General features: G+C 49.6%; 27 protein-coding genes and 1 pseudogene. 9 read left to right on the top strand and 19 right to left on the bottom strand.

Annotation, left to right across the window (positions count from 1 at the left end; translation table 11 throughout):
* Positions 1 to 8: 8 nt before the first annotated feature.
* Positions 9 to 306: pseudogene (locus B0D95_RS20270) on the top strand (PA4642 family protein).
* A 171-nt stretch (positions 307 to 477) separates the two neighbouring features.
* On the top strand, positions 478 to 1,074 hold the full coding sequence (locus B0D95_RS20265) for a phytanoyl-CoA dioxygenase family protein (RefSeq protein WP_246841678.1): 597 nt from the start codon (positions 478 to 480) through the stop codon (positions 1,072 to 1,074).
* A 10-nt stretch (positions 1,075 to 1,084) separates the two neighbouring features.
* Here B0D95_RS20265 and B0D95_RS20260 read toward each other — a convergent pair whose 3' ends face one another.
* Positions 1,085 to 1,408, bottom strand: a complete 324-nt coding sequence (locus B0D95_RS20260; protein WP_078041989.1) for a type II toxin-antitoxin system RelE/ParE family toxin — start codon at positions 1,406 to 1,408, stop codon at positions 1,085 to 1,087.
* A 1,073-nt stretch (positions 1,409 to 2,481) separates the two neighbouring features.
* Here B0D95_RS20260 and B0D95_RS20960 point away from each other — a divergent pair.
* The 3 genes from B0D95_RS20960 to B0D95_RS21185 all read left to right on the top strand — a co-directional run bounded on the left by B0D95_RS20960 (position 2,482) and on the right by B0D95_RS21185 (position 3,258).
* The gene (locus B0D95_RS20960) at positions 2,482 to 2,691 is read left to right on the top strand and encodes a hypothetical protein (protein WP_246841677.1); all 210 of its coding nucleotides are present in this window, start codon (positions 2,482 to 2,484) and stop codon (positions 2,689 to 2,691) included.
* A 91-nt stretch (positions 2,692 to 2,782) separates the two neighbouring features.
* Entirely contained in the window at positions 2,783 to 3,016 is a 234-nt protein-coding gene (locus tag B0D95_RS20955; RefSeq protein WP_246841675.1) for a hypothetical protein, read from the top strand.
* A complete protein-coding gene (locus tag B0D95_RS21185) occupies positions 2,944 to 3,258 on the top strand; it encodes an EI24 domain-containing protein (RefSeq protein ID WP_371452745.1) in 315 nt (104 codons plus the stop codon). The genes B0D95_RS20955 and B0D95_RS21185 overlap by 73 nt, the downstream gene beginning before the upstream one ends.
* On the opposite strand, the gene B0D95_RS20950 is transcribed toward B0D95_RS21185, so the two are convergent.
* From B0D95_RS20950 to B0D95_RS21175, 9 genes are all read right to left on the bottom strand, one after another.
* Positions 3,182 to 3,379, bottom strand: a complete 198-nt coding sequence (locus B0D95_RS20950; protein WP_246841674.1) for a hypothetical protein — start codon at positions 3,377 to 3,379, stop codon at positions 3,182 to 3,184. The genes B0D95_RS21185 and B0D95_RS20950 overlap by 77 nt on opposite strands.
* Before the next feature lie 37 nt (positions 3,380 to 3,416).
* A complete protein-coding gene (locus B0D95_RS20945) occupies positions 3,417 to 3,902 on the bottom strand; it encodes a response regulator (RefSeq protein ID WP_246841673.1) in 486 nt (161 codons plus the stop codon).
* 14 nt (positions 3,903 to 3,916) lie between these two features.
* Positions 3,917 to 4,438, bottom strand: coding sequence for a response regulator (locus B0D95_RS20940; RefSeq protein ID WP_246841672.1), 522 nt, complete (start codon positions 4,436 to 4,438; stop codon positions 3,917 to 3,919).
* A gap of 87 nt (positions 4,439 to 4,525) precedes the next feature.
* Complete coding sequence (locus tag B0D95_RS20935; protein WP_246841801.1) at positions 4,526 to 5,023, bottom strand: class III extradiol ring-cleavage dioxygenase; 498 nt, start codon at positions 5,021 to 5,023, stop codon at positions 4,526 to 4,528.
* On the bottom strand, positions 4,966 to 5,331 hold the full coding sequence (locus B0D95_RS20930) for a hypothetical protein (RefSeq protein WP_246841670.1): 366 nt from the start codon (positions 5,329 to 5,331) through the stop codon (positions 4,966 to 4,968). Before B0D95_RS20930 ends, B0D95_RS20935 begins: the two co-directional genes overlap by 58 nt.
* 32 nt (positions 5,332 to 5,363) lie before the next feature.
* Positions 5,364 to 5,618: an EamA family transporter gene (locus B0D95_RS20925; RefSeq protein ID WP_246841669.1), complete on the bottom strand. Its 255-nt coding sequence runs from the start codon at positions 5,616 to 5,618 to the stop codon at positions 5,364 to 5,366.
* Positions 5,552 to 6,247, bottom strand: coding sequence for a DMT family transporter (locus B0D95_RS20240; protein WP_246841668.1), 696 nt, complete (start codon positions 6,245 to 6,247; stop codon positions 5,552 to 5,554). Before B0D95_RS20240 ends, B0D95_RS20925 begins: the two co-directional genes overlap by 67 nt.
* Positions 6,220 to 6,990, bottom strand: coding sequence for a helicase-related protein (locus tag B0D95_RS21180; protein ID WP_371452741.1), 771 nt, complete (start codon positions 6,988 to 6,990; stop codon positions 6,220 to 6,222). The genes B0D95_RS20240 and B0D95_RS21180 overlap by 28 nt, the downstream gene beginning before the upstream one ends.
* Positions 6,984 to 7,913 (bottom strand): DEAD/DEAH box helicase, encoded by a 930-nt coding sequence (locus B0D95_RS21175; protein ID WP_371452739.1) that lies wholly within the window; start codon positions 7,911 to 7,913, stop codon positions 6,984 to 6,986. The genes B0D95_RS21180 and B0D95_RS21175 overlap by 7 nt, the downstream gene beginning before the upstream one ends.
* Before the next feature lie 307 nt (positions 7,914 to 8,220).
* Here B0D95_RS21175 and B0D95_RS20230 point away from each other — a divergent pair, with 307 nt between their 5' ends.
* The gene (locus B0D95_RS20230) at positions 8,221 to 8,922 is read left to right on the top strand and encodes a type 1 glutamine amidotransferase (RefSeq protein WP_078041981.1); all 702 of its coding nucleotides are present in this window, start codon (positions 8,221 to 8,223) and stop codon (positions 8,920 to 8,922) included.
* A gap of 17 nt (positions 8,923 to 8,939) precedes the next feature.
* Here the strand turns inward: B0D95_RS20230 and B0D95_RS20225 are convergent, their stop codons facing one another.
* Together B0D95_RS20225 and B0D95_RS20220 are read right to left on the bottom strand one after the other, a co-directional pair.
* A complete protein-coding gene (locus tag B0D95_RS20225) occupies positions 8,940 to 9,533 on the bottom strand; it encodes a VIT family protein (RefSeq protein WP_246841667.1) in 594 nt (197 codons plus the stop codon).
* Between the two features lie 133 nt (positions 9,534 to 9,666).
* A complete protein-coding gene (locus B0D95_RS20220; protein ID WP_078041980.1) occupies positions 9,667 to 10,218 on the bottom strand; it encodes a cytochrome b in 552 nt (183 codons plus the stop codon).
* Positions 10,219 to 10,436: 218 nt separating this feature from the next.
* Between B0D95_RS20220 and B0D95_RS20215 the strand changes: the two genes are divergently transcribed.
* Positions 10,437 to 10,634: a hypothetical protein gene (locus B0D95_RS20215; RefSeq protein ID WP_078041979.1), complete on the top strand. Its 198-nt coding sequence runs from the start codon at positions 10,437 to 10,439 to the stop codon at positions 10,632 to 10,634.
* A 58-nt stretch (positions 10,635 to 10,692) separates the two neighbouring features.
* Positions 10,693 to 11,310, top strand: coding sequence for a TetR/AcrR family transcriptional regulator (locus B0D95_RS20210; RefSeq protein ID WP_078041978.1), 618 nt, complete (start codon positions 10,693 to 10,695; stop codon positions 11,308 to 11,310).
* Here the strand turns inward: B0D95_RS20210 and B0D95_RS20205 are convergent.
* Together B0D95_RS20205 and fmdA are read right to left on the bottom strand one after the other, a co-directional pair.
* Complete coding sequence (locus B0D95_RS20205; RefSeq protein ID WP_078041977.1) at positions 11,307 to 11,675, bottom strand: FmdB family zinc ribbon protein; 369 nt, start codon at positions 11,673 to 11,675, stop codon at positions 11,307 to 11,309. The two genes, B0D95_RS20210 and B0D95_RS20205, sit on opposite strands and share 4 nt — an antisense overlap.
* Positions 11,676 to 11,822: 147 nt before the next feature.
* A complete protein-coding gene (gene fmdA, locus B0D95_RS20200) occupies positions 11,823 to 13,052 on the bottom strand; it encodes a formamidase (protein WP_078041976.1) in 1,230 nt (409 codons plus the stop codon).
* Positions 13,053 to 13,332: 280 nt separating this feature from the next.
* On the opposite strand from fmdA, the gene B0D95_RS20195 reads away from it, so the two are divergent.
* Positions 13,333 to 13,650 carry a hypothetical protein gene (locus tag B0D95_RS20195; protein WP_078045553.1) on the top strand — a complete coding sequence of 106 codons (318 nt, stop codon included), beginning with the start codon at positions 13,333 to 13,335 and terminating at the stop codon, positions 13,648 to 13,650.
* Between the two features lie 98 nt (positions 13,651 to 13,748).
* On the opposite strand, the gene urtE is transcribed toward B0D95_RS20195, so the two are convergent.
* The 5 genes from urtE to urtA all read right to left on the bottom strand — a co-directional run bounded on the left by urtE (position 13,749) and on the right by urtA (position 18,882).
* A complete protein-coding gene (gene urtE, locus B0D95_RS20190) occupies positions 13,749 to 14,438 on the bottom strand; it encodes an urea ABC transporter ATP-binding subunit UrtE (protein WP_078045552.1) in 690 nt (229 codons plus the stop codon).
* Positions 14,439 to 14,502: 64 nt separating this feature from the next.
* Entirely contained in the window at positions 14,503 to 15,252 is a 750-nt protein-coding gene (gene urtD, locus B0D95_RS20185; protein ID WP_078045551.1) for an urea ABC transporter ATP-binding protein UrtD, read from the bottom strand.
* The gene (urtC, locus tag B0D95_RS20180) at positions 15,239 to 16,483 is read right to left on the bottom strand and encodes an urea ABC transporter permease subunit UrtC (protein ID WP_078045550.1); all 1,245 of its coding nucleotides are present in this window, start codon (positions 16,481 to 16,483) and stop codon (positions 15,239 to 15,241) included. Before urtC ends, urtD begins: the two co-directional genes overlap by 14 nt.
* A gap of 15 nt (positions 16,484 to 16,498) precedes the next feature.
* Positions 16,499 to 17,425, bottom strand: a complete 927-nt coding sequence (gene urtB / locus B0D95_RS20175) for an urea ABC transporter permease subunit UrtB (RefSeq protein ID WP_078045549.1) — start codon at positions 17,423 to 17,425, stop codon at positions 16,499 to 16,501.
* 209 nt (positions 17,426 to 17,634) lie between these two features.
* On the bottom strand, positions 17,635 to 18,882 hold the full coding sequence (gene urtA, locus B0D95_RS20170; RefSeq protein ID WP_094986126.1) for an urea ABC transporter substrate-binding protein: 1,248 nt from the start codon (positions 18,880 to 18,882) through the stop codon (positions 17,635 to 17,637).
* Positions 18,883 to 18,970 lie beyond the last annotated feature (88 nt).

Here is an 18,970-nt window from a genome sequence, read left to right as displayed (position 1 = left end):
GAAATAAAATGAGCCTACGCAAAGACAAAGAAAAAGTCCTCGGCGAAATCTTCGACGAAGCACGCATCGCCACCTTTTTAGACTACCCGGCACCTGCCGGCATCAATGCTGATTACCACTTACTGGAAAAAGCCTATCGCGGTATGCGCGGCGAAAACTTCGGTACCTTTGTAAAATTGTTTGTCGAAGCTGGTAAAGATGTAAACGCAATCGGCCCTGAAGGCAAAAACCTTCCTGCAAGTACTCAAAACCCATCGCAACGGCGAAGAATATGCAGTTGCTTTGGAAGCACATGGCGCGAAGTAAACCTCTGCGTCCATAAAGCAAAAGGCAGCCCTTATCGGCTGCCTTTTTATTTACAATTATCTATTATAAATTATCGAAAGTTACCATAACGTAAACTTTACTATGCTGATAGCAGAAAACCATGTCACTAGATAATTGTGGATTTGCATTGATTAACGATTTTTTTCAGCAATGCATATTGAAAAAATTCATATGGAAATAGACCGGCATATAGAGCTCGGTGCTGCCGGAATACGCTGTGCTGAAAAAAAAAACCCCGCCATTCGGGAGCTAGTTAGTGCTGAGAACACACTAGCATTAGCCAGGCACTATCTACAGGCAGAGCCCCTGCTAATACGCTGCATTTTATTTGATAAGACGGCAGACAATAATTGGTTGGTAACTTGGCATCAGGATAAAACACTTTGTATCTCAGAAAAGTTTGAACATGCCGATTGGCATCCTTGGAGCATCAATGGCGTACACCACGTGCAGCCGCCAATTGCAATATTGAAGCACATGCTAACACTACGCATCCACCTTGATGATACCACCACTGAAAACGGATGTTTGCGGGTGATACCCGAAACTCATAAACAGGGAATTCTATCGAGTGAGCAAATACTTCGAATTAGCAAATCGGAACAATCCATCGATTGTTGCGCTGCAGCAGGCTCCGTGCTTGTTATGAAACCTTTATTATTACATGCTTCACGCAAGGCACCGACACCAAGTCGTAGACGCGTTATTCACATAGAGTACATTGATAGAACCGCATTAAATTTTTAACTTACTCTTGCTATACCAACAGCCTCCGCTCCAACAACGACTGCATATCCCTGCGCCCATCTACAATTAAATAAATCAGTATTTGCGATGGCATTGCGCGATAAATAATTCGGTAGGGCTTGAAATAAACCTGCCGATATTCGCGAATACCCAGCTGCAATAGCTCCTTGGGAAAAGTGCCGCGCTCCGGGTTTTCGCTGAGATTGTTGATAAGCTTTTGCAGGTGATTTAATAGCTGATCAGCTTTCTGCTGGGAGTCGTGTTCAGCAATATAATCGTAAATACTGAATAGATCGCGCTCTGCACCAAGGGTGAATTGAATTGGCAGCGGCATTATTCTTTGGTATTCCGGTTACGGGCGCGGGTAAACACATCATCTGCGGAGCAATCCTACCCTCTTCCAAATCGCGGTTACCTAAGGCCAGATCTTTACAAGCCATAGTTCTTGCGTCTCGTTATAGCTGGCGACATCTGTAACACAGCCTTGGCTTCACCGTTTTGAGTGATGACGAGCGGCTCACGGCTTGCGTCAGGGTATCCAGCACTTCCGCCGCGTTGCCTTGAGATAACTGATTGGCTTTATTTGATTAGTGTAGTTCATATTCTTTGAAGGACTCATTAAAGACCGTATTTGGTCTCACCAAGAGTAAGGCAGATAGCTACCACTGACAACCGCTAAACAACTATTCTTAAGAATATTAATATGTAAGCCATTTGCACCACCTACACTCTAATCTAAGATGCAACTTCATTTAACTCACAACACACCTCACATGCTCACATTAAATAAACTCGACCATCAGGCTCTGCATAATATTAAGTGTGGTAATGCTCTGCTTACTGCGCTTGAAATCCATTATTTCCGTTGTTAAGCCTTGAGGCTACCAGGGTAGAGTCAGGGAGGTCTGGCGTTTGCTCAGTGCTAACCTTGTTCATTTTGGTTGGGCTCATACGTTAATGAATGTGGCGCGCTGCTGCTGTGTGCACTGGCATTTTCACCGAAGCATCCCCGACAAAATTTTCACTCCTACTGCTCTGGTGCTGTTTGCTGTGGGGATGGGTATTTTTATTAACTCGAGTATGTGCCCTATCCGGCTTGTCAGGCGCGCTGCATGGTTTGATTGTGGCGGGCTATTGCAAACACGCGCCTACCCATTTGGGTGCGAGCAGTGGCACTGGTGTGTTGCGTGTAAAGCTGGGGCAGGAAAACAGTACTGGCTACGAAGCGACAGACATACAGCAGTTAATTTCCTGTGGCAGTCGCAGTAGAGTCCCATTTGTATGGCGCTATTGCCGGTGTTATTTTTGCGGGTGGCGATTGGTTATTAACACAACTCAAAAGGAACTCCTGAATGCAAGCTCTCCCGTGCTGCAATTAATTATTTTATGGACGGCGGCAAGCTCATTATGCAGCCAGGCTTTCGTCGGTTTATTGTCATACCGCTGTTTGATTACCTGGTTATTTTTGTGGTGGTAACTGTCGCCTTGTTTAATGCGTTCGGCGATTTCTTTAAGCAAATTCTGGACTGGTCACCAAGCTGGTTGGAATGGCTGGCATGGTTGCTCTGGCCTCTGGTGGCGTTTATTTTTTTTAGTGATTTATGGCTACAGCTTTAACATTATTACCAATTTTATTGCCGCACCCTTTTTTGGTTTGCTGCCGAAAAAGTGGAGACTCATTTAACGGCATTGCACCGCCGGATGAACCTTGGGGCAACTGATTCCGCGCACACTGCAACGCGAGCTGGTTAAGCTTTGGTATTTTGTGAGTCGCGGCATGCTGGTGCTGATTATTTTGGTGGTCTGTTTTTTTATTCCCGGCCTCAACCTTGTTGCTGCAATTATCGGGGCGCTCTGGGCTGCTGGAGCATGGCGGTGCAATATTCAGACTACCCGGCAGACAACCACCAACTGGCGTTCCGCGAGTTGCGCCGCCGTTTAAATAGCCAACCACTGACCAGCTATTCTTACGGCGGTATTATTTTGCTTGGCAGCATGGTGCCGGTGCTGAATATTTTCGTCACGCCATTGCGGTTGCGGGCGCGACGATTTATTGGGTTAAAGAAGTACGCCATCTCAATCAATGACGCTACCCTACTAGCCCCTCCTATTCATCATCACCATCATCCACAATCATATTGCCGCCCGCCTCTTTGGCGTGGCGCAGATGTTGGCTGGCGGTAGCGATTTGTTGATCCAGGCTGGATTGCAACTTGTCAGTCACGCCGATACTCACGTAAAAATGACGGGTCTCACCGTTAATTACAATCGCCTCTGCGGCCAGCAACTGTTTCACTTTGCCCAAAAAGGCAGCCGCTTTTTCATGATCCAGCCCGGCAGCATCACAAAAAAATCATCGCTGTCGGCACGGGCCAATAAAAAACGGCCGAGCATGGTGTGCAAACTGCTGGCAATTTGTTTGAGTGCACTATCGCCCAGGCATTGCCGTAGTGTTGATTAATTTCGCTAAAATTATCGATATTGATAACCGCCATAGACAAGGGCGCCGATTTTTCGCGCGCGGCGTTATAGAGTTCGCGCGCTGCATTAAAAAAGTAAGAGCGATGATAGAGGCCGGTCAGGTGATCGCGCTGGGCGTTGTAGGTGATTTGCTCCACCAGTTCCAGGGATTCAATGTTGTGAATAATGCGGCAGTAAAATTCTTCCGGGTGAAAAGGTTTGCGCAAAAAGTCATTGGCACCGTGCTTGATAAACTTGGCCGAGAGCGCCTCGCTGCTTTCGCCGGACACACCAATCATAATCAAATCGGTTTTGTCGTATTTGTAGCGCAGGTTACGCACCAACTCAAAGCCATCCATCTTGGGCATGTTGTAGTCGGTAATTAATAATTTAACGTCGGATTCTCCAACAGTACTTTGATCGCATCTACACCGTCCACGGCTTCAATCACCTGGAATAAATGGCGACGAAATAAATTGGCCATGTGCTTGCGCGACATATCCGAGTCATCCACCACCAACACTTTAATGTGCTGGTTTTTTTCCAGTCGGGTAATCATGCCGATGGCTTTGCTGTAGGCGTAACGCCCCTCTTTGGTGACGTAATCCACAATGCCTTTATTGAATAGTTGCTCGCGTCGTTTTTCATCGTAAGAACCGGTGAGCACAATGGTGGGAATTTTTTTACTGAGGGTGAAATCCACAACTTCACCATCGGGAGCATCAGGCAGGTTGAGGTCGACGAGCGCGGCAAAAAAATCGCCAGGGGTTTCATTGTATTGCGCAACTGCTTGCGCAAGGCTGGCAGCATAGACGGGTTCGTAGGGAAGTGATGAGGACTGGACCAGATGGCGCAGTATCTTCATCACCATCTCGCTGTCTTCAACAACTAGAATTTTTTTCATATCAAGTCACTCAACGGCTTTTCAGGTGTCCATTGAGTGTAGCCAAACTTTGGAAAAATGCGCCAAGCCTATGAAATATCTGAAACTTTAGCGCCAGACATAGCCGGAAATCGCCGTATTAAACAGCAGACCGCTAAAATTTTGCCGGGCGGGTTTTCCACTGTGAGAGGCAGCGCCAAAACAGACTAGCAGCGGCAGCAAGTGCTCCTCACGCGGATGGCAAAAGCGCCCTTGGGGTGCATCAGCCCAGTGAGTCAAACGCTGTTCACGCTCTGTAGCGGCAAGTGCCTCGCTGCTCAAGGTCTCATTGAGCCAGTGATCAAAGGTTTCACTTCTGCCGCGAATAGCGGGATCGCTGGAGAAAAACGCGCGCATGTTGTGAAACGACATGCCCGATCCCACGATCAGCACCCCTTGTTCACGTAATGGCGCAAGCGCTTTGCCAATGGCGATATGCGCGGCGGGATCAAGCGAAGAGAGCAGCGATAATTGGACCACGGGAATGTCGGCTGCGGGATAGATCAACATCAGCGGTACAAAGGTACCGTGGTCGTAGCCACGCTGGTTGTCCAACCGCGCCTCGATATTCTGCGCCAGTAATAACTGTTGTATCTGCTTGGCAAGGGCAGGATTACCGGCGCAGGATAGCTGAATTCATAACTTTCGGGTGGGAAGCCGTAGTAGTCAAACATCATGCCGGGCGCCGGAGAGTCACTGATGCTGAGCAGTTCCTCCTCCCAGTGAGCGGTAATGACCACAATCGCCTGGGGGCGAGGCAAATCGGCCGCCAAGGACTGCATGAAACGGGTCAGCTCGCGGTGATTCACATCGCCTAACAGCGGCATAGGGCCGCCGCCGTGGGGAACAAAGACAACAGGCATTAGCGTGTGCATAAGAAGGCTCCGAAAACACGCGGATCGCAAGCTTACAAATTGACTGCCGCCGTAGCCGCAGCCTTATTGTGCTCGCGCACCGATTCGTAAATGGCGGCGGCCATAATAATGCTGCCGCCAAACAGCGTACTCCAATCCGGATAACTGTGCAGCACCGCGATTTCATAACCCACGGCATAGACCGGTTGCAAACAGGCCACCAAACCAACGGTTTTGGCTTTTAAATAGCGCAGCGAATAACCGAGCAGGGTGTGGGTGAAAGCGGTAAAGAAAATCCCCAAACACACCAGCAACCACCAATCGTGGCTAGAAGGTTGATGGGCGATAACACCAATATCGGTGTCATTAGCAGAGCGACAATCAAGACTTGATAACTCATGGAGCGCGCCGCGGTTTGATTGCTGAACCAGTGGCTCAGGAGCAAATTGCGCACGGCAAAAGTCACGGCTGATATCACGCCCCACATCACACCTTGGGTCATGTTGTTATCGATATTGAATTCCGGCACCAACCAATAAATACCGAACAGCACCAAAAAGCCGCTGACGACATCACGCCAATCGAGCTTGGTGCGCTTGAGCCAGGGCTCCAGAAAAACTGTGACCACAGGATAGGCATAGAGTGAAATCATGCCCACCGCGATATTAGCCACCTGCATGGAATAAAAAAACGTTACCCAATGCAGCGCCAGCAACACGCCAAGGATCAACATCCGGCCATAATCACGGGCTGAGCGCAGTGCGACATTGCGCTCGCGCCACCACACCCAGGCAAACAGAATCAGCGCCGCAATCCAGGTTCGGTAGCCGGTAATATCCCATGCGGGCAAATCAATAATTTTGGAAAAGAGCCCCGTAGCACCCATTAAAAAGGCGCCCAAATGCAGGCTTAACAGGGCTGATTTGGCTGAAGACATAACCATTCCGTGCCATGGCACTGCCCGGTATTACACCGGGCGACGTCAGTTAGGGATGAGGATAAAAACGGTGAACCGCGATCAGTGACGCGGGCGACGGCTGCGATTGCCACCGGGCGGTTGCCCACTGAGCGATTGCTAAAGCGATCATTGGTGCGCGCACGAGCCGGTGCAGGCAAGCTTTCCGGCGGTGGCAGCATTAAATATTCCGGGGGCTGTTCACACTTGATGGGCTTGCCCAACAAGGCCGCAATCGGCTCCAGCAGCAGGGCATCATCTTCGCAGGCAAAACTGATAGAGGTGCCGTTTTTACCCGCGCGGCCGGTGCGGCCAATGCGATGCACATAATCCTCCGGCTCTTCCGGCAGGGTGAAATTCACCACGTGGCTGATGCCGCTGATGTGAATACCGCGCCCGGCAACATCGGTTGCCACCAGCACTTTGATCTCGCCGGATTTAAACGCGTCCAGGGTTGAAACCCGTTTGTTCTGGGCAATTTCGCCGGAGAGCAAACCCGCTTTAATGCCATGGCGCTCCAGTTTTTCCTGCAAATCGCGGCATTCATCGCGGCGATTGGCAAACACGATCATACTCTCGGCATGTTCTTGCTGGATCAGGTTGTAGAGCAGCGTGTACTTCTCTTCGGTGGAGACCAGATACACATGCTGATCCACTCGCTCGTTCGCCACTGACTCGGGCTCGATATCGATGGTGACGGGTTTGTAGGTCCACTGCTCTACCAAAATGCGCACTTCATCGGTAAAGGTAGCAGAGAAAAACAGGGTTTGACGGTCTTCACGCTTGGGGTTTGACGCACAATTTGGCGCACTTGCGGAATAAAACCCATGTCCAGCATACGGTCAGCTTCATCGATCACCAGAATTTCCAGTTGATCCAGATACACATCTTTATTGCCGCAGAAATCGAGCAAACGACCGGGTGTAGCGACCAGTATGTCCACAAAATCTTCGTGTAAATGACGCTGTTGTTTAACGTAGTCCATACCGCCGACAAGGGTGTGAATTTTCAGGTCGGTGTATTTACACAGGTTTTTGGCATCGTCGGCGATTTGAATAACCAGTTCCCGTGTTGGTGCAATCACCAAGGCACGCGCTTCACCGGCATAGCGTTTTTCGGTGATGGGATTTTTGAGCAGGTCATCAATAATGGCGGTTAAAAACGCGGCGGTTTTACCGGTACCGGTTTGGGCCTTGCCCACGACATCCTTACCTTGCAACGCGTGCGGCAGGGATTGGGCCTGAATAGGCGAACAGTATTTAAAACCTAAATCGGCAATGGCGCGCATGATCTGTGGTTCCAGATCAAAGTCGTGAAAACGGCTTTTGCCTTCCACTTCCTCCACGGCAAATTGCGAAATATCCCAGGGGCCGTGATCTACCTTTTGCGCTTTTTTCGGGCGTGGCGCGGCGGAATGACGCGGAGGTTTAGCGGAGGTATCGCGCTGGACGGCCGGGGTTTGCTGCTCATTCTTTTGGCCAGGGCGCTGATCGCGGCTATTGCGATTGCCGCGATTATTTTGCTGTTGACCACTGCGTTCGCGGGGATGTTTTTTTGCGGTGGGTTTATCAGTGACGGGCTTGGCCTCGTTTTTTTCAGGTTTATCCGCACCTGAACCTATCAATTTTTTAAAAAGTTTTCCGATCAATCTATTCACCAAAAGTTATGCAGCCAGGGGCTTGAGGGGCAGTCGCGCAGACATGCCGGGGTACACGCTGTGTTTCATCCGTCCATCAGGGTGTGAAACCCGAGGGATAAACAGCGAAAGAAGTGCGCAAAATGACTGTTAATTGCACGCACAAACTGTGCCCGAGTATACACCAATCATCAGACAATCAGCGGGTTTGGCGCCATTTACAGGGAATTAATCCATGCGAATTGGCGAGATTTCTGCATAATCAGCAGCGCATCTCACTGCCCTCACTCTCACCGGACAGTCACAACAGGAGCCCTTCATGAGAATTCACAGTCTGCAACACGTGCCCTTCGAAGATATTGGCAGTATGGCAAGCGACTTTCGCGCACGTGGTTATAGCCTTACCAGCACCCATTGGTACCGGGGCGATGCGGCGCCAGCCGTGAGTGATTTTGATGCATTGATTGTGATGGGCGGCCCTATGGGCATCTATGATGAGGCACTCTACCCCTGGCTGGCGACAGAAAAAGCCCTGATCAAAGACGCCATTGCCGCTGGAAAAATCCTCTTGGGTATTTGTCTGGGTGCGCAATTGATTGCCGATGTACTGGGCGGCAAGGTCACTCGCAATCCATACAAAGAAATTGGCTGGTGGCCCATCACCATTGCCCCGGCAGCCGCTAGCCACCCTGTCGCGCAGGTGTTTGCCCGCTCGCCGGAGGTATTCCACTGGCATGGCGATACCTTTGCGCTGCCACCGGGTGCGACACATCTGGCGCGCAGCGAAGGCTGCAGCAATCAGGCATTTTGTTATGGGGATAAGGTGTATGGCTTCCAGTTTCATCTGGAGACCACACCGGCCTCGGCGCGCGCGTTAATTGAGCACTGCGCAGAGGATATAGACGGCTCGCGCTACACCCAATCGACGCAGGCGATGCTGGCAAACGAGGAGCGCTTTGCGCGAATCAATCGCGCCATGAGCGAGGTGATTGTACACATTTTTAACCCAGAGCAAGTGTAACTCGAGACAGGTTTAACTCAGAGCAAGGCGCCAAAGAGATGACCAGCGGCAAAGGTCAGAGCCATAGCGGCGGCCCCCCAAAACCCGACCCGCAAGCTACCCAGCAGTAGGTTGGCACCGCCAACCTTGGCAGCCAAGCCGCCCAATAGCACCAGCGCGAACAGCGATATCAGGGCAATGGCAGGTATTAACTGTGCGGCGGGCACCAGCAGTACGGCGAGTAATGGAATCAGTGCGCCCACCGCAAAGGTGGCGGCCGAGGTGAGTGCCGCCTGTAACGGGCGAGCGCTCATTTCATCGGTAATGCCCAGCTCATCGCGCGCGTGGGCACCCAGCGCATCGTGCTGCATTAATTGCCTGGCAACCTCACGCGCCAGTGGGCGCTCCAAGCCGCGTGCCACGTAAATCTCTTCCAGCTCGCGGTGCTCACCTTCGCTGTCAGTTGCCAGTTCATGGGTTTCCCGCGCAAGGTCAGCAGCCTCCGTATCCGCCTGGGAGCGAACCGACACATATTCACCCGCCGCCATACTCATCGCCCCCGCCACTAACCCGGCAACGCCCGCCAGCACAATGGCCGCGCTGTCGCTGGATGCGGCGGCAATGCCCATCATCAGACTGGCCGTTGAAATAATGCCGTCGTTTGCCCCGAGAACAGCAGCGCGCAGCCACCCGAGTGATGTGAACGATGAATTTCGCGATGACGCATAACCGCCCTCCGGCGCAAGGTGAATGAAAAACCCGGGCTTACTCAGTCTTAAACGGTGAGATACGGCGCAGGGTATTGTCGCGTTTTACGTAGTGATGGAATAAGGCTGCAACCACATGCAGGGCAATCAGGTAATAACCCCAAGAGCCGATTTGTTTGTGCAGGTCTTCCACTTGTTCGGCCAGGTCCGGGTTTTTATCCACCAGCGGCGGCAACTCCAAGCCAAAAAACGGCACACCATGCCCTTCTGCACTGAGGATCACCCAACCGGCAATAGGCATAAAAATCATGAACGCATAAAGCGTGATATGAACCACCTTGGCCAGCAGGTTTTCCAGTAGCGAAGGGGTTGGCACTATTGCCGGGGTTTTGCTGGAGAAACGGATCGCCAGGCGAATCACAACCAATAACAACACTGACATGCCCAACATAAAGTGCAGTGCTTTCACAAATTCGCGCGGCTCGCTGCCACGGGGGAATTGGCCACGAATTTCAATGGTGACAAACACCACGGCCAACAGGACAAACATAAACCAGTGCAAAGCAATCAACAGGGGGCTGTAACGGTTGTGGCTGGATAAACTACTCATAGAAGATCCTCGTTTTTATTTATCAGGTATTGGTATGGCCCGCTCCACCACCGTGGAGCAAGGCTGCCCAGCATAACGCCTGCCCTCAAAAGACGCACATATTTGTACAAAAACGGGTTTGACAGACCAAATGGTCTGTTATTTAATGCCAACCGACCAACCGGTCGGTCAAGCCAAAAGCACTGCCCGACTCCCTGATCTGCAAGGAGATCCCACGCATGAGCCAAGTACCATCACCTACCAACCATTCCATATCGACGCTCGACCAATTTCCCTTATTGGGTTACCCCGAGTTTTCACAGGGATTGCAAAGCCATATCCGTATTTTGCGGCTGCTGGGCAATGGGTTTTTAATGTTGGGGTTCTTGTTGATTGCCAGCGCTGTGGTCTATGACTGCTTGCACCAGCCCTTCTGATGCTTACCATGATTTGTACATCACACAATAAATTCATTTCCATTCGCTAGAGACGCTCATGGCCACTGAACGCAATGCCGGACAAACGCGCACCCGGATTCTGGAAGCCGCGCACGAAGAGATTTATGAAAACGGTTATCAAGGGATGCGCATTGAGGCCATTCTGCAAAAGACCAGTCTCGCCAAAGGTGCGCTCTACCATCACTTCCCGAACAAACTCGCGTTGGGTTATGCCGTGGTGGATGAGATTTTAATGGGACATTTCCACAGCGTCTGGAATGATTTTATTACCCGCTTCCCCAACCCACTCACCGCCATGCAGCAATTGTTTTTATCCAAGGCAGATAGCTATAGGGATGAGCACTGTTTTAAAGGCTGCCCACTGAATAATTTAAACCAGGAAATGGCGGCAATCGACGCAGGATTTCACGCACGTCTGGAAATGGTGATGGAGTCGATTTATCAAACGATTGTGCACGCACTGGAACAAGGTCAACAGCAAGGAGATGTGCGCGCCGATATTAATCCAACGCGCATTGCGATGTTTATTATGGCCAGCTACCAAGGCATTATGGGCGCAGCCAAATGTATGCAAGCGCCAGAATTATTGAGTGATTTATTTAGCACGTTGAACGATTATATCGACACCTTGCGCACACCCGATCAGCCTCATTAATGGCTGATCATCCAGGGGCGCATAGAAGGAAACATTTTATTGCCTTCGGCGGTGTAAAGCAGATTGGATTTGCGAATCGGTTTATCGCCACAACCACAACCCTTCCCGTGTTTATGTTCGCGCCGCGCCTGCTGCTCAGCGCGATAATCCGGTGTCGATAAAATCGGACTGTGTACCGCCATTTCATTGCGCGCATGGGCCGCGCGGTTTTCTGTTTTCATATCCAAAAATTCAGGCGCTACCATTAATACCCGCGCGCACAACTTGCTGCAGGTCGGACAATTGCGCGGTTGGCTGGATTCATCCATCGCCGCCAATTCATAAAACAAACCGTGTTCCGGGCATTTGTAATCGTAAACAGGCATGGTTATTCCTCTCGCGTAAACATTGTAAATCCCTCCCAACCTCCCTTTGTTAAAGGGAGGGGTTAAACCAGAATCCATCCCTGCCTCCCTTTTGCAAAGGGAGGTGTTTTTAATTCCCCCTTTTGAAAAAAGGGGGTTAGGGGGGATTTATTTATCTTTCGACAAAGGCACATCCATTCCCGGTGACACTTTTTTGCTCGGCCCTTCGGCGGACGGATTTATATCAAAATCAAAAATATCCGTCGGCAGCCAGAGCGTGGCGCAAGCGTTAGGAATATCCACCACCCCGGAAATATGCCCCTGCACCGGTGCACAACCCAATATTGAATAAGCCTGTGCTTTTGAGTAACCGAACTTGGTTAAATAATTAATCGCATTCAAACAAGCCTGGCGATAAGCGACATGCACATCCAGATAATGCTGCTCGCCATACTCGTCAACAGAGATACCTTCAAAGATCAAGTAGTCATCGTACTTGGGCGCAATCGGACTAGGTTTGAAAATGGGATTTTTAATCGCATACTTGGCCATACCGTCTTTGATGAGATTCACCCGCAAATGAATCCACCCCGCCATTTCAATGGCGCCACAGAAGGTGATCTCGCCATCGCCCTGACTGAAGTGCAAATCACCTACAGAAAGCCCGCCGCCTTTTACATACACCGGGAAATAAATTTTTGAGCCGCGCGATAAATCTTTAATATCGCAGTTACCACCGTGCTCGCGAGGCGGTACGGTACGCGCACCTTCCGCAGCAGCTACTTTCGCGGCATCGGGAGCCATTTTGCCCATGTGGGCGGTGTCGGCATAAGGCAGGGTTGCCAATGCAGGCACGCGCTCTGGTTCGGTGTCGTAGAGTTCTTTTTCGCGCTTATTCCACTCCAACAACATTTCTTTGGACGGCAGGCAACCAATTAAACCGGGGTGCATCAAGCCGGCAAATTCCACATTGGGGACATGGCGCGATTTGGTAAACATACCGTTGAAATCCCAAATGGATTTCTGCGCTTCCGGAAAATGCTCGGTTAAAAAGCCGCCGCCATTTTGTTTGGAGAAAAAGCCATTAAAACCCCATTGGCTTTCCTGAAAGGCGCCTATATCCAAAATATCCACCACCAATAAATCACCAGGCTCAGCACCTTCTACGCCCACCGGGCCAGACAAAAAATGCACCTGGGTCAAGTCCACATCGCGCACATCATCGGCGCTGTCGTTATTGGCGATCTGACCGCCCGTCCAGTCGTAACATTCGATAATAAAATCGTCGCCGGGCTTCACCGTTTTCACCATGGGAATATCCGGGTGCCAGCGGTTATGAATCATTTCATTTTCGTAAGGCGATTTTTTCAGATCTATTTTGATAATGGTTTCGGCCATGGTTCTGACTCCAGTAGGGTTGGACAATCGAGTGTCGCGTGACGGGTTCAGTATCCAATTGCGAAGGGGCAGCAACAATACGACAAATAGCGCGCATGACTACGCCATTTGACGTATGGACAGCCGGGAATAGCGCAGAGCAGATTGTGCAAGAACTGTGATTGTTATTGGCCACAGAGAACGAAAGCACATTTGTTGTATCTCACTAACAGCTACACGCTAGCCAGTGACGTAAGAGCAACAATCTGTAACTTACTGATAACAATCTGTGGAATATCAAATGATGATAAAGGTCGTAAAATTGATAGGAATTGTAGGCATAATCCTGCACTCCATTGCCCAGCCCGTATATGCGGCAGAAAAACAACGCCCACTGCGCGATGAGCGCGCCTTTGGCCCACCAGAGGAAGCACTGTTAGCGTGCAAAGGTTTAAACGAAAATGACGCCTGTGCATTTGCAGGACGCAACGATGAATTGATTAGCGGCGTCTGCTCGCTGCCGCCACCCCACGCGCAGGACACCACCACACTTGCCTGCCGCCCGGATCAAATGCCCGACCATCCCGACATGGAGCCACCACCAGAGCGTGAGGATTAATAACGCAGCAGCAATAGCAAAAAAGCCAGCAATTGCCCGAGACATGACAAAAGCTGGCTGCAAGTGGTTAACCGCACAGGCGGTAATCGTTAAAAAAATTACACCGACAAATAAGCGGCAACCTTGGCTTCATTAATGGTTGCCCGCAATTCCTCATGCACAATCTCGCCTTTTTCAATCACTAAAATGCGATCGGCAATATCCAGCGCAAAACTTAATACTTGTTCCGATACTACAATCGATAAACCGCGCTGGTCGCGAATCATTTTTAAGGTGCGCCCCATTTCACGGATAATTGATGGCTGAATGCCCTCGGTAGGTTCATCCAGAAATAACATTTTCGGATCGCTGGCCAGTGCACGGGCAATAGCTAATTGCTGTTGTTGCCCGCCCGATAAATTACCGCCGCGCCGATTGCGCATTTCCAACAACACCGGAAACATATCGTAGAGTTCTTTGGGCACCGAGCGACGCTTGGTAGTTGTCAGCCCGGTCTCGATATTTTCTTTGACGGTCATACTGGAAAAAATCATACGCCCCTGGGGAACAAATCCAAAACCACTGGCAACACGCTGATAACTTTTTAACTGGCTCACTTCTTTGCCGTCGAGTTTTACGCTGCCACTATTACTGGGAATCACGCCCATGAGCGATTTCATCAAGGTGGTTTTACCCATGCCATTGCGTCCCATCACCGCCACAATTTCACGGGGTTTTACTTCAAAGTTCAGCCCATGTAGCACTTCACTCTGGCCATAACTTACCCGGTAATCTGATACAGATAACATAATCAATTTCTCCGCTGCGTTACGCACGAGCTGCGCGATGAATAGCTGCTATTAATGTTGGCTATTAATGGCCTAAATACACTTCAATCACCTTGGGATCATTTTTGACTTTATCCACTGAGCCTTCAGCCAGAATTTTCCCCTGATGCAACACAGTCACCTTGTCAGCAATTTGCGCCACAAACTGCATATCGTGTTCAATCACAATAACGGAGCGATCCTTAATAATACTGCGCAATAATTCGGCGGTTTGCTGGCGCTCCCCAACCGACATACCGGCAACCGGTTCATCCAGCATTAACAAGTCCGGGTCTTGCATTAATAACATGCCAATTTCCAACCATTGTTTTTGGCCGTGACTCAGCAGTTCAGCTTGTCGATCCAACTGGTCGCCCAAAAAAATCATATTGGCAATTTCATGTACCTTGTTGACCACCTCCTCATCGCGCTTGAACACCAGTGCACCAAACACCGAGCGCCCGCGCGGAAAAGAAATCTCCAAATTTTCAAACACCGTCAGGTCGCCGTAAATAGAAGGCGTTTGAAATTTTCGCCCAACACCGGCTTTAACAATGTCGTGCTCCTTCATTTTGGTGAGTTCTTTGTTACGGAATTTAATGGAGCCTTCGGTGGCTTTGGTGCGGCCACAAATCAAATCCAGCACTGTGGTTTTACCAGCGCCGTTGGGGCCGATAATCACGCGAATTTCATTTTCATCCACATAAAAACTCAAATCATTCACCGCTTTAAAACCATCAAAGGACACGGTGAGACCTTCCACCGCTAATACAAAGTCAGTATTACTGGGGCTCATGGATTGCTCCTTGTGGAATAGATCGGGATTCGGCAGTTACTGCAGGTGTTTTTTTGATCCCACCGTTTTTTTTCGGCTCAGTTAATGCGCCCTCTGGCGGAGTCGTTGTCAGTGATTTTTTATTGAAAAACTTGGCAAACAAGGCATCCACTTTAGGAGCAGCATAAGTGTTGTACAAACCCGCCAACCCGTTAGGAAAGGCCATGACCACCGCGATAAATAATCCACCCATCGCAAACAACCAGAGTTCAGGAAAGCTTTCAGAGAAAGAGGTTTTGGCAAAGTTCACAGCCAGCGCGCCATAAACGGCACCAATAATGGATAAGCGCCCGCCGACGGCACAGAAAATAACCATCTCGATTGAAGGCACAATGCCAACCAGAGTGGGTGACATGAACCCGACTTGCAGGGTAAAGAGCGCACCGCCAATGGCCGCAAAAATTGCTCCTACACAGAAGACAAAGATTTTGAAATTGGAGACGTCATAACCAGAGAAGCGCACGCGGTCTTCTTTATCCCGCATTGCCACCAACAAACGTCCCAATTTACTTTTGCGGATAAATTGCGCAATCAATAGGCACACAAACAACATAAATACGCAGAGGAAATAAAATACGTATTTCGCGCTGTCGGTGCGAATGTCCCAGCCATGTAAGGTGCGCAAATCAGTCATGCCATTAACACCGCCGGTATAACCCTGCTGGCCGATAATCAAAATCGTCAGGATCGCTGCAAATGCTTGGGTAATAATCGCAAAATACACACCGCCAACACGGCGTTTAAACATAGCAACACCAATGATGTAACCGAGAATGCTCGGCAACACAATAATCGCCAATAGCGTGAAACCTAAACTGTGGAAGGGCTGCCAGAAAAAAGGCAATTCCGTAATTTGGTTCCAGTCCATAAAGTCGGGAATGCCCGGCGTGGACTGAATTTTGGTGCTTTCCGGATCAGAGGCTTCCAGCTTTAAAAACATCGCCATGGCATAGCCGCCCAAACCAAAAAACACGCCCTGCCCCAAACTCAAAATCCCGCCGTACCCCCAACACAACACCAACCCCACCGCCACAAAGGCGTAGGTTAAATATTTGCCCACCAGATTAAGGCGAAAAATATCCAGCGACAGTGGCAAGACTACAACCAGGATAAGTGCCAACACCGCAAATCCGAGCAGGTCTTTTTTGGGCAGGAATGACGACATAGCTTGACTCGATAGTAAACGCGACATAATGATCGGCTCCTGTTAACGACGCACTTTGAGTGTGAACAAACCCTGTGGGCGCAGCATTAAAATCACCACCACAAACAACAGCGTTAATACTTTGGACATAGACCCACTCATAAAAAATTCCATGGTGGATTGCGCTTGCGAAATACTGAATGCCGATGCAATGGTGCCTAACAAACTGGATGCGCCACCAAACACCACCACCAAAAAGGTATCCACAATATAGAGTTGACCCGAGGTGGGGCCGGTAGAACCGATCATGGTAAATGCACTGCCAGCCACACCGGCGATGCCACAACCCAACGCAAAAGTAATGCGATCCACCTTCGCGGTATTAATCCCTACAGCGCCTGCCATAGGACGATTCTGCACCACGGCGCGCACTTGTGTGCCCCAGCGCGAGCGATACATTAATAATGCAACGGCGAGTGAAATGCCGAGCGCCAAACACATTACAAATAAACCATTAATCGGTAATTCAATGGTGTCGGTTAATTGATAAGAGCCCATTAGCCAATCAGGCAAAGTCACACCCACTTCACGAGCGCCAAACACAGTGCGATAAAGTTGTTGCAAAATTAAACTCAAACCCCAGGTCGCCAGCAGCGTATCCAGTGGCCGGTTATACAAATGTCGAATCATCGACCATTCCACCAACGCACCCAGCGCAGCGGCAACGATAAACGCGAGGATCATGGCGAGAATAAAATAGATACTGAAAAATTCTGGCAGGTAAGTAGAAAACACATTGGATGTTAAATAAGTGACGTAGGCACCGAGAATCATAAACTCACCGTGCGCCATGTTAATCACACCCATTTGCCCAAAAATAATGGCAAGCCCCAGGGCCATGAGCACAAACACCGAAAATAAAATCAACCCTGCTACACCTTGCATCGCAAAGATCGACATTAATTCCGAGCTACTGTATTCAGCAAACATAGCTGCACCTCATCATCTCGCATAAGAAATTACTGATGAACCTGGAAGTGAGGAATAGTGTTTGATTTAAAACCGTATGAGGCATGGATGCCGATTCGAGCCTACATGGATGTATTTACGGCGCGTTTTAAATTGAACACTATTCCTCACTCACACTGGCCAATTCTTAATACTTGGCAGCCAGCGCAATGGCTGGCTGCAGTTGACAGTTATTGATAACCTTTCGGGAATGGATCTGGCTCGATCAACTCAGTGGTTTCAAATACCACATCGTATTGACCATCAGGACGCGCATGACCGATACGGGTTTTTGACCAAAGATGATGATTGGGGTGAACTTTTACATAGCCTTCCGGTGCAGTGGTCAACTCAATACCCGGTGATGCAGCGCGCACTTTATCGATATCAAATGAACCGGCTTTTTCCACCGCAGCTTTCCACAACCATGGGCCAAGGTAAGCGGCTTGGGTTACGTCGCCGATTACAGTGTCTTTGCCCCACATGGCTTTGAAGTCAGCTACGAATTTTTTGTTGTTGTCGTTAGGCAGGCTTTGGAAATATTTCATCGCCGCATAAGCGCCTTGCATGTTGTCACCGCCAATACCAAGGATTTCATCCTCTGTAACCGAAATGGTTAATACCAGTGGCTTCTCTTTGGTCATATCAATGCCCGCCGCTTTTAATTGTTTGTAGAAGGCCACGTTAGAGCCACCCACAACAATTGCGTAAATCACATCGGGTTTTTTCAGTTTGATTTTGTTAATCACCGAGTTGAATTGGGTATGACCCAGAGGGTAATACTCCTCACCCACCACGCTTAAACCCAACTTCTCAATGTGTTTGCGGGCGATTTTGTTAGAGGTACGTGGCCAAATATAATCTGAACCAAGCAGGTAGAATGATTTGGCACCTTTGGTTTTGGTTACCCAATCAATGCCGGCAATAATTTGTTGTGTCGCTTCTTGGCCGGTATAAATCACGTTGGGTGATTGCTCCAAACCTTCATAAAAGGTGGGGTAATACAACATGCCGTTGTACTGTTCAAAAATGGGCAACACGGCTTTGCGCGATGCGGATGTCCAGCAACCAAATACGGCGGCAACCTTATCGTTCACCAACAACTTTTTGGATTTTTCTGCGAAGGTTGGCCAGTCACTGGCACCGTCTTCCTGAATGTATTCAATTTTGCGACCGAGTACACCGCCCATGGCATTGATTTGTTCAATCGCCAATTTTTCTGCTTGCACCGAACCGGTTTCACTGATTGCCATGGTGCCGGTTACCGAATGCAGAATACCCACCTTAACGGTGGTATCAGTCACTGCCAACCCGGTGGTATTTACTTCGGCCTGCGCACTGCCAAATGCCAGTGATGCCGCGAGTGTCAATAAACATTTTTTCCAGGTTGTCGAACGCGCGCCCTTACCGGGCGCGGTGGATTGCATGGTCTTGTTCATGGTTGTTCCTCAGGTAATTAAACATTGTCTGGTCACACTGGCGCGCATTAACAAGATGCGCAAAAAACCAAGTACTGCAAAAACAATA

Origin of the sequence: Cellvibrio sp. PSBB023 (genome assembly GCF_002007605.1) — a bacterium.
Classification (GTDB): Bacteria; Pseudomonadota; Gammaproteobacteria; order Pseudomonadales; family Cellvibrionaceae; genus Cellvibrio.
The sequence above is the reverse complement of the archived record's forward strand: the minus strand, read 5'-3'. Positions and strand labels throughout refer to the sequence as shown.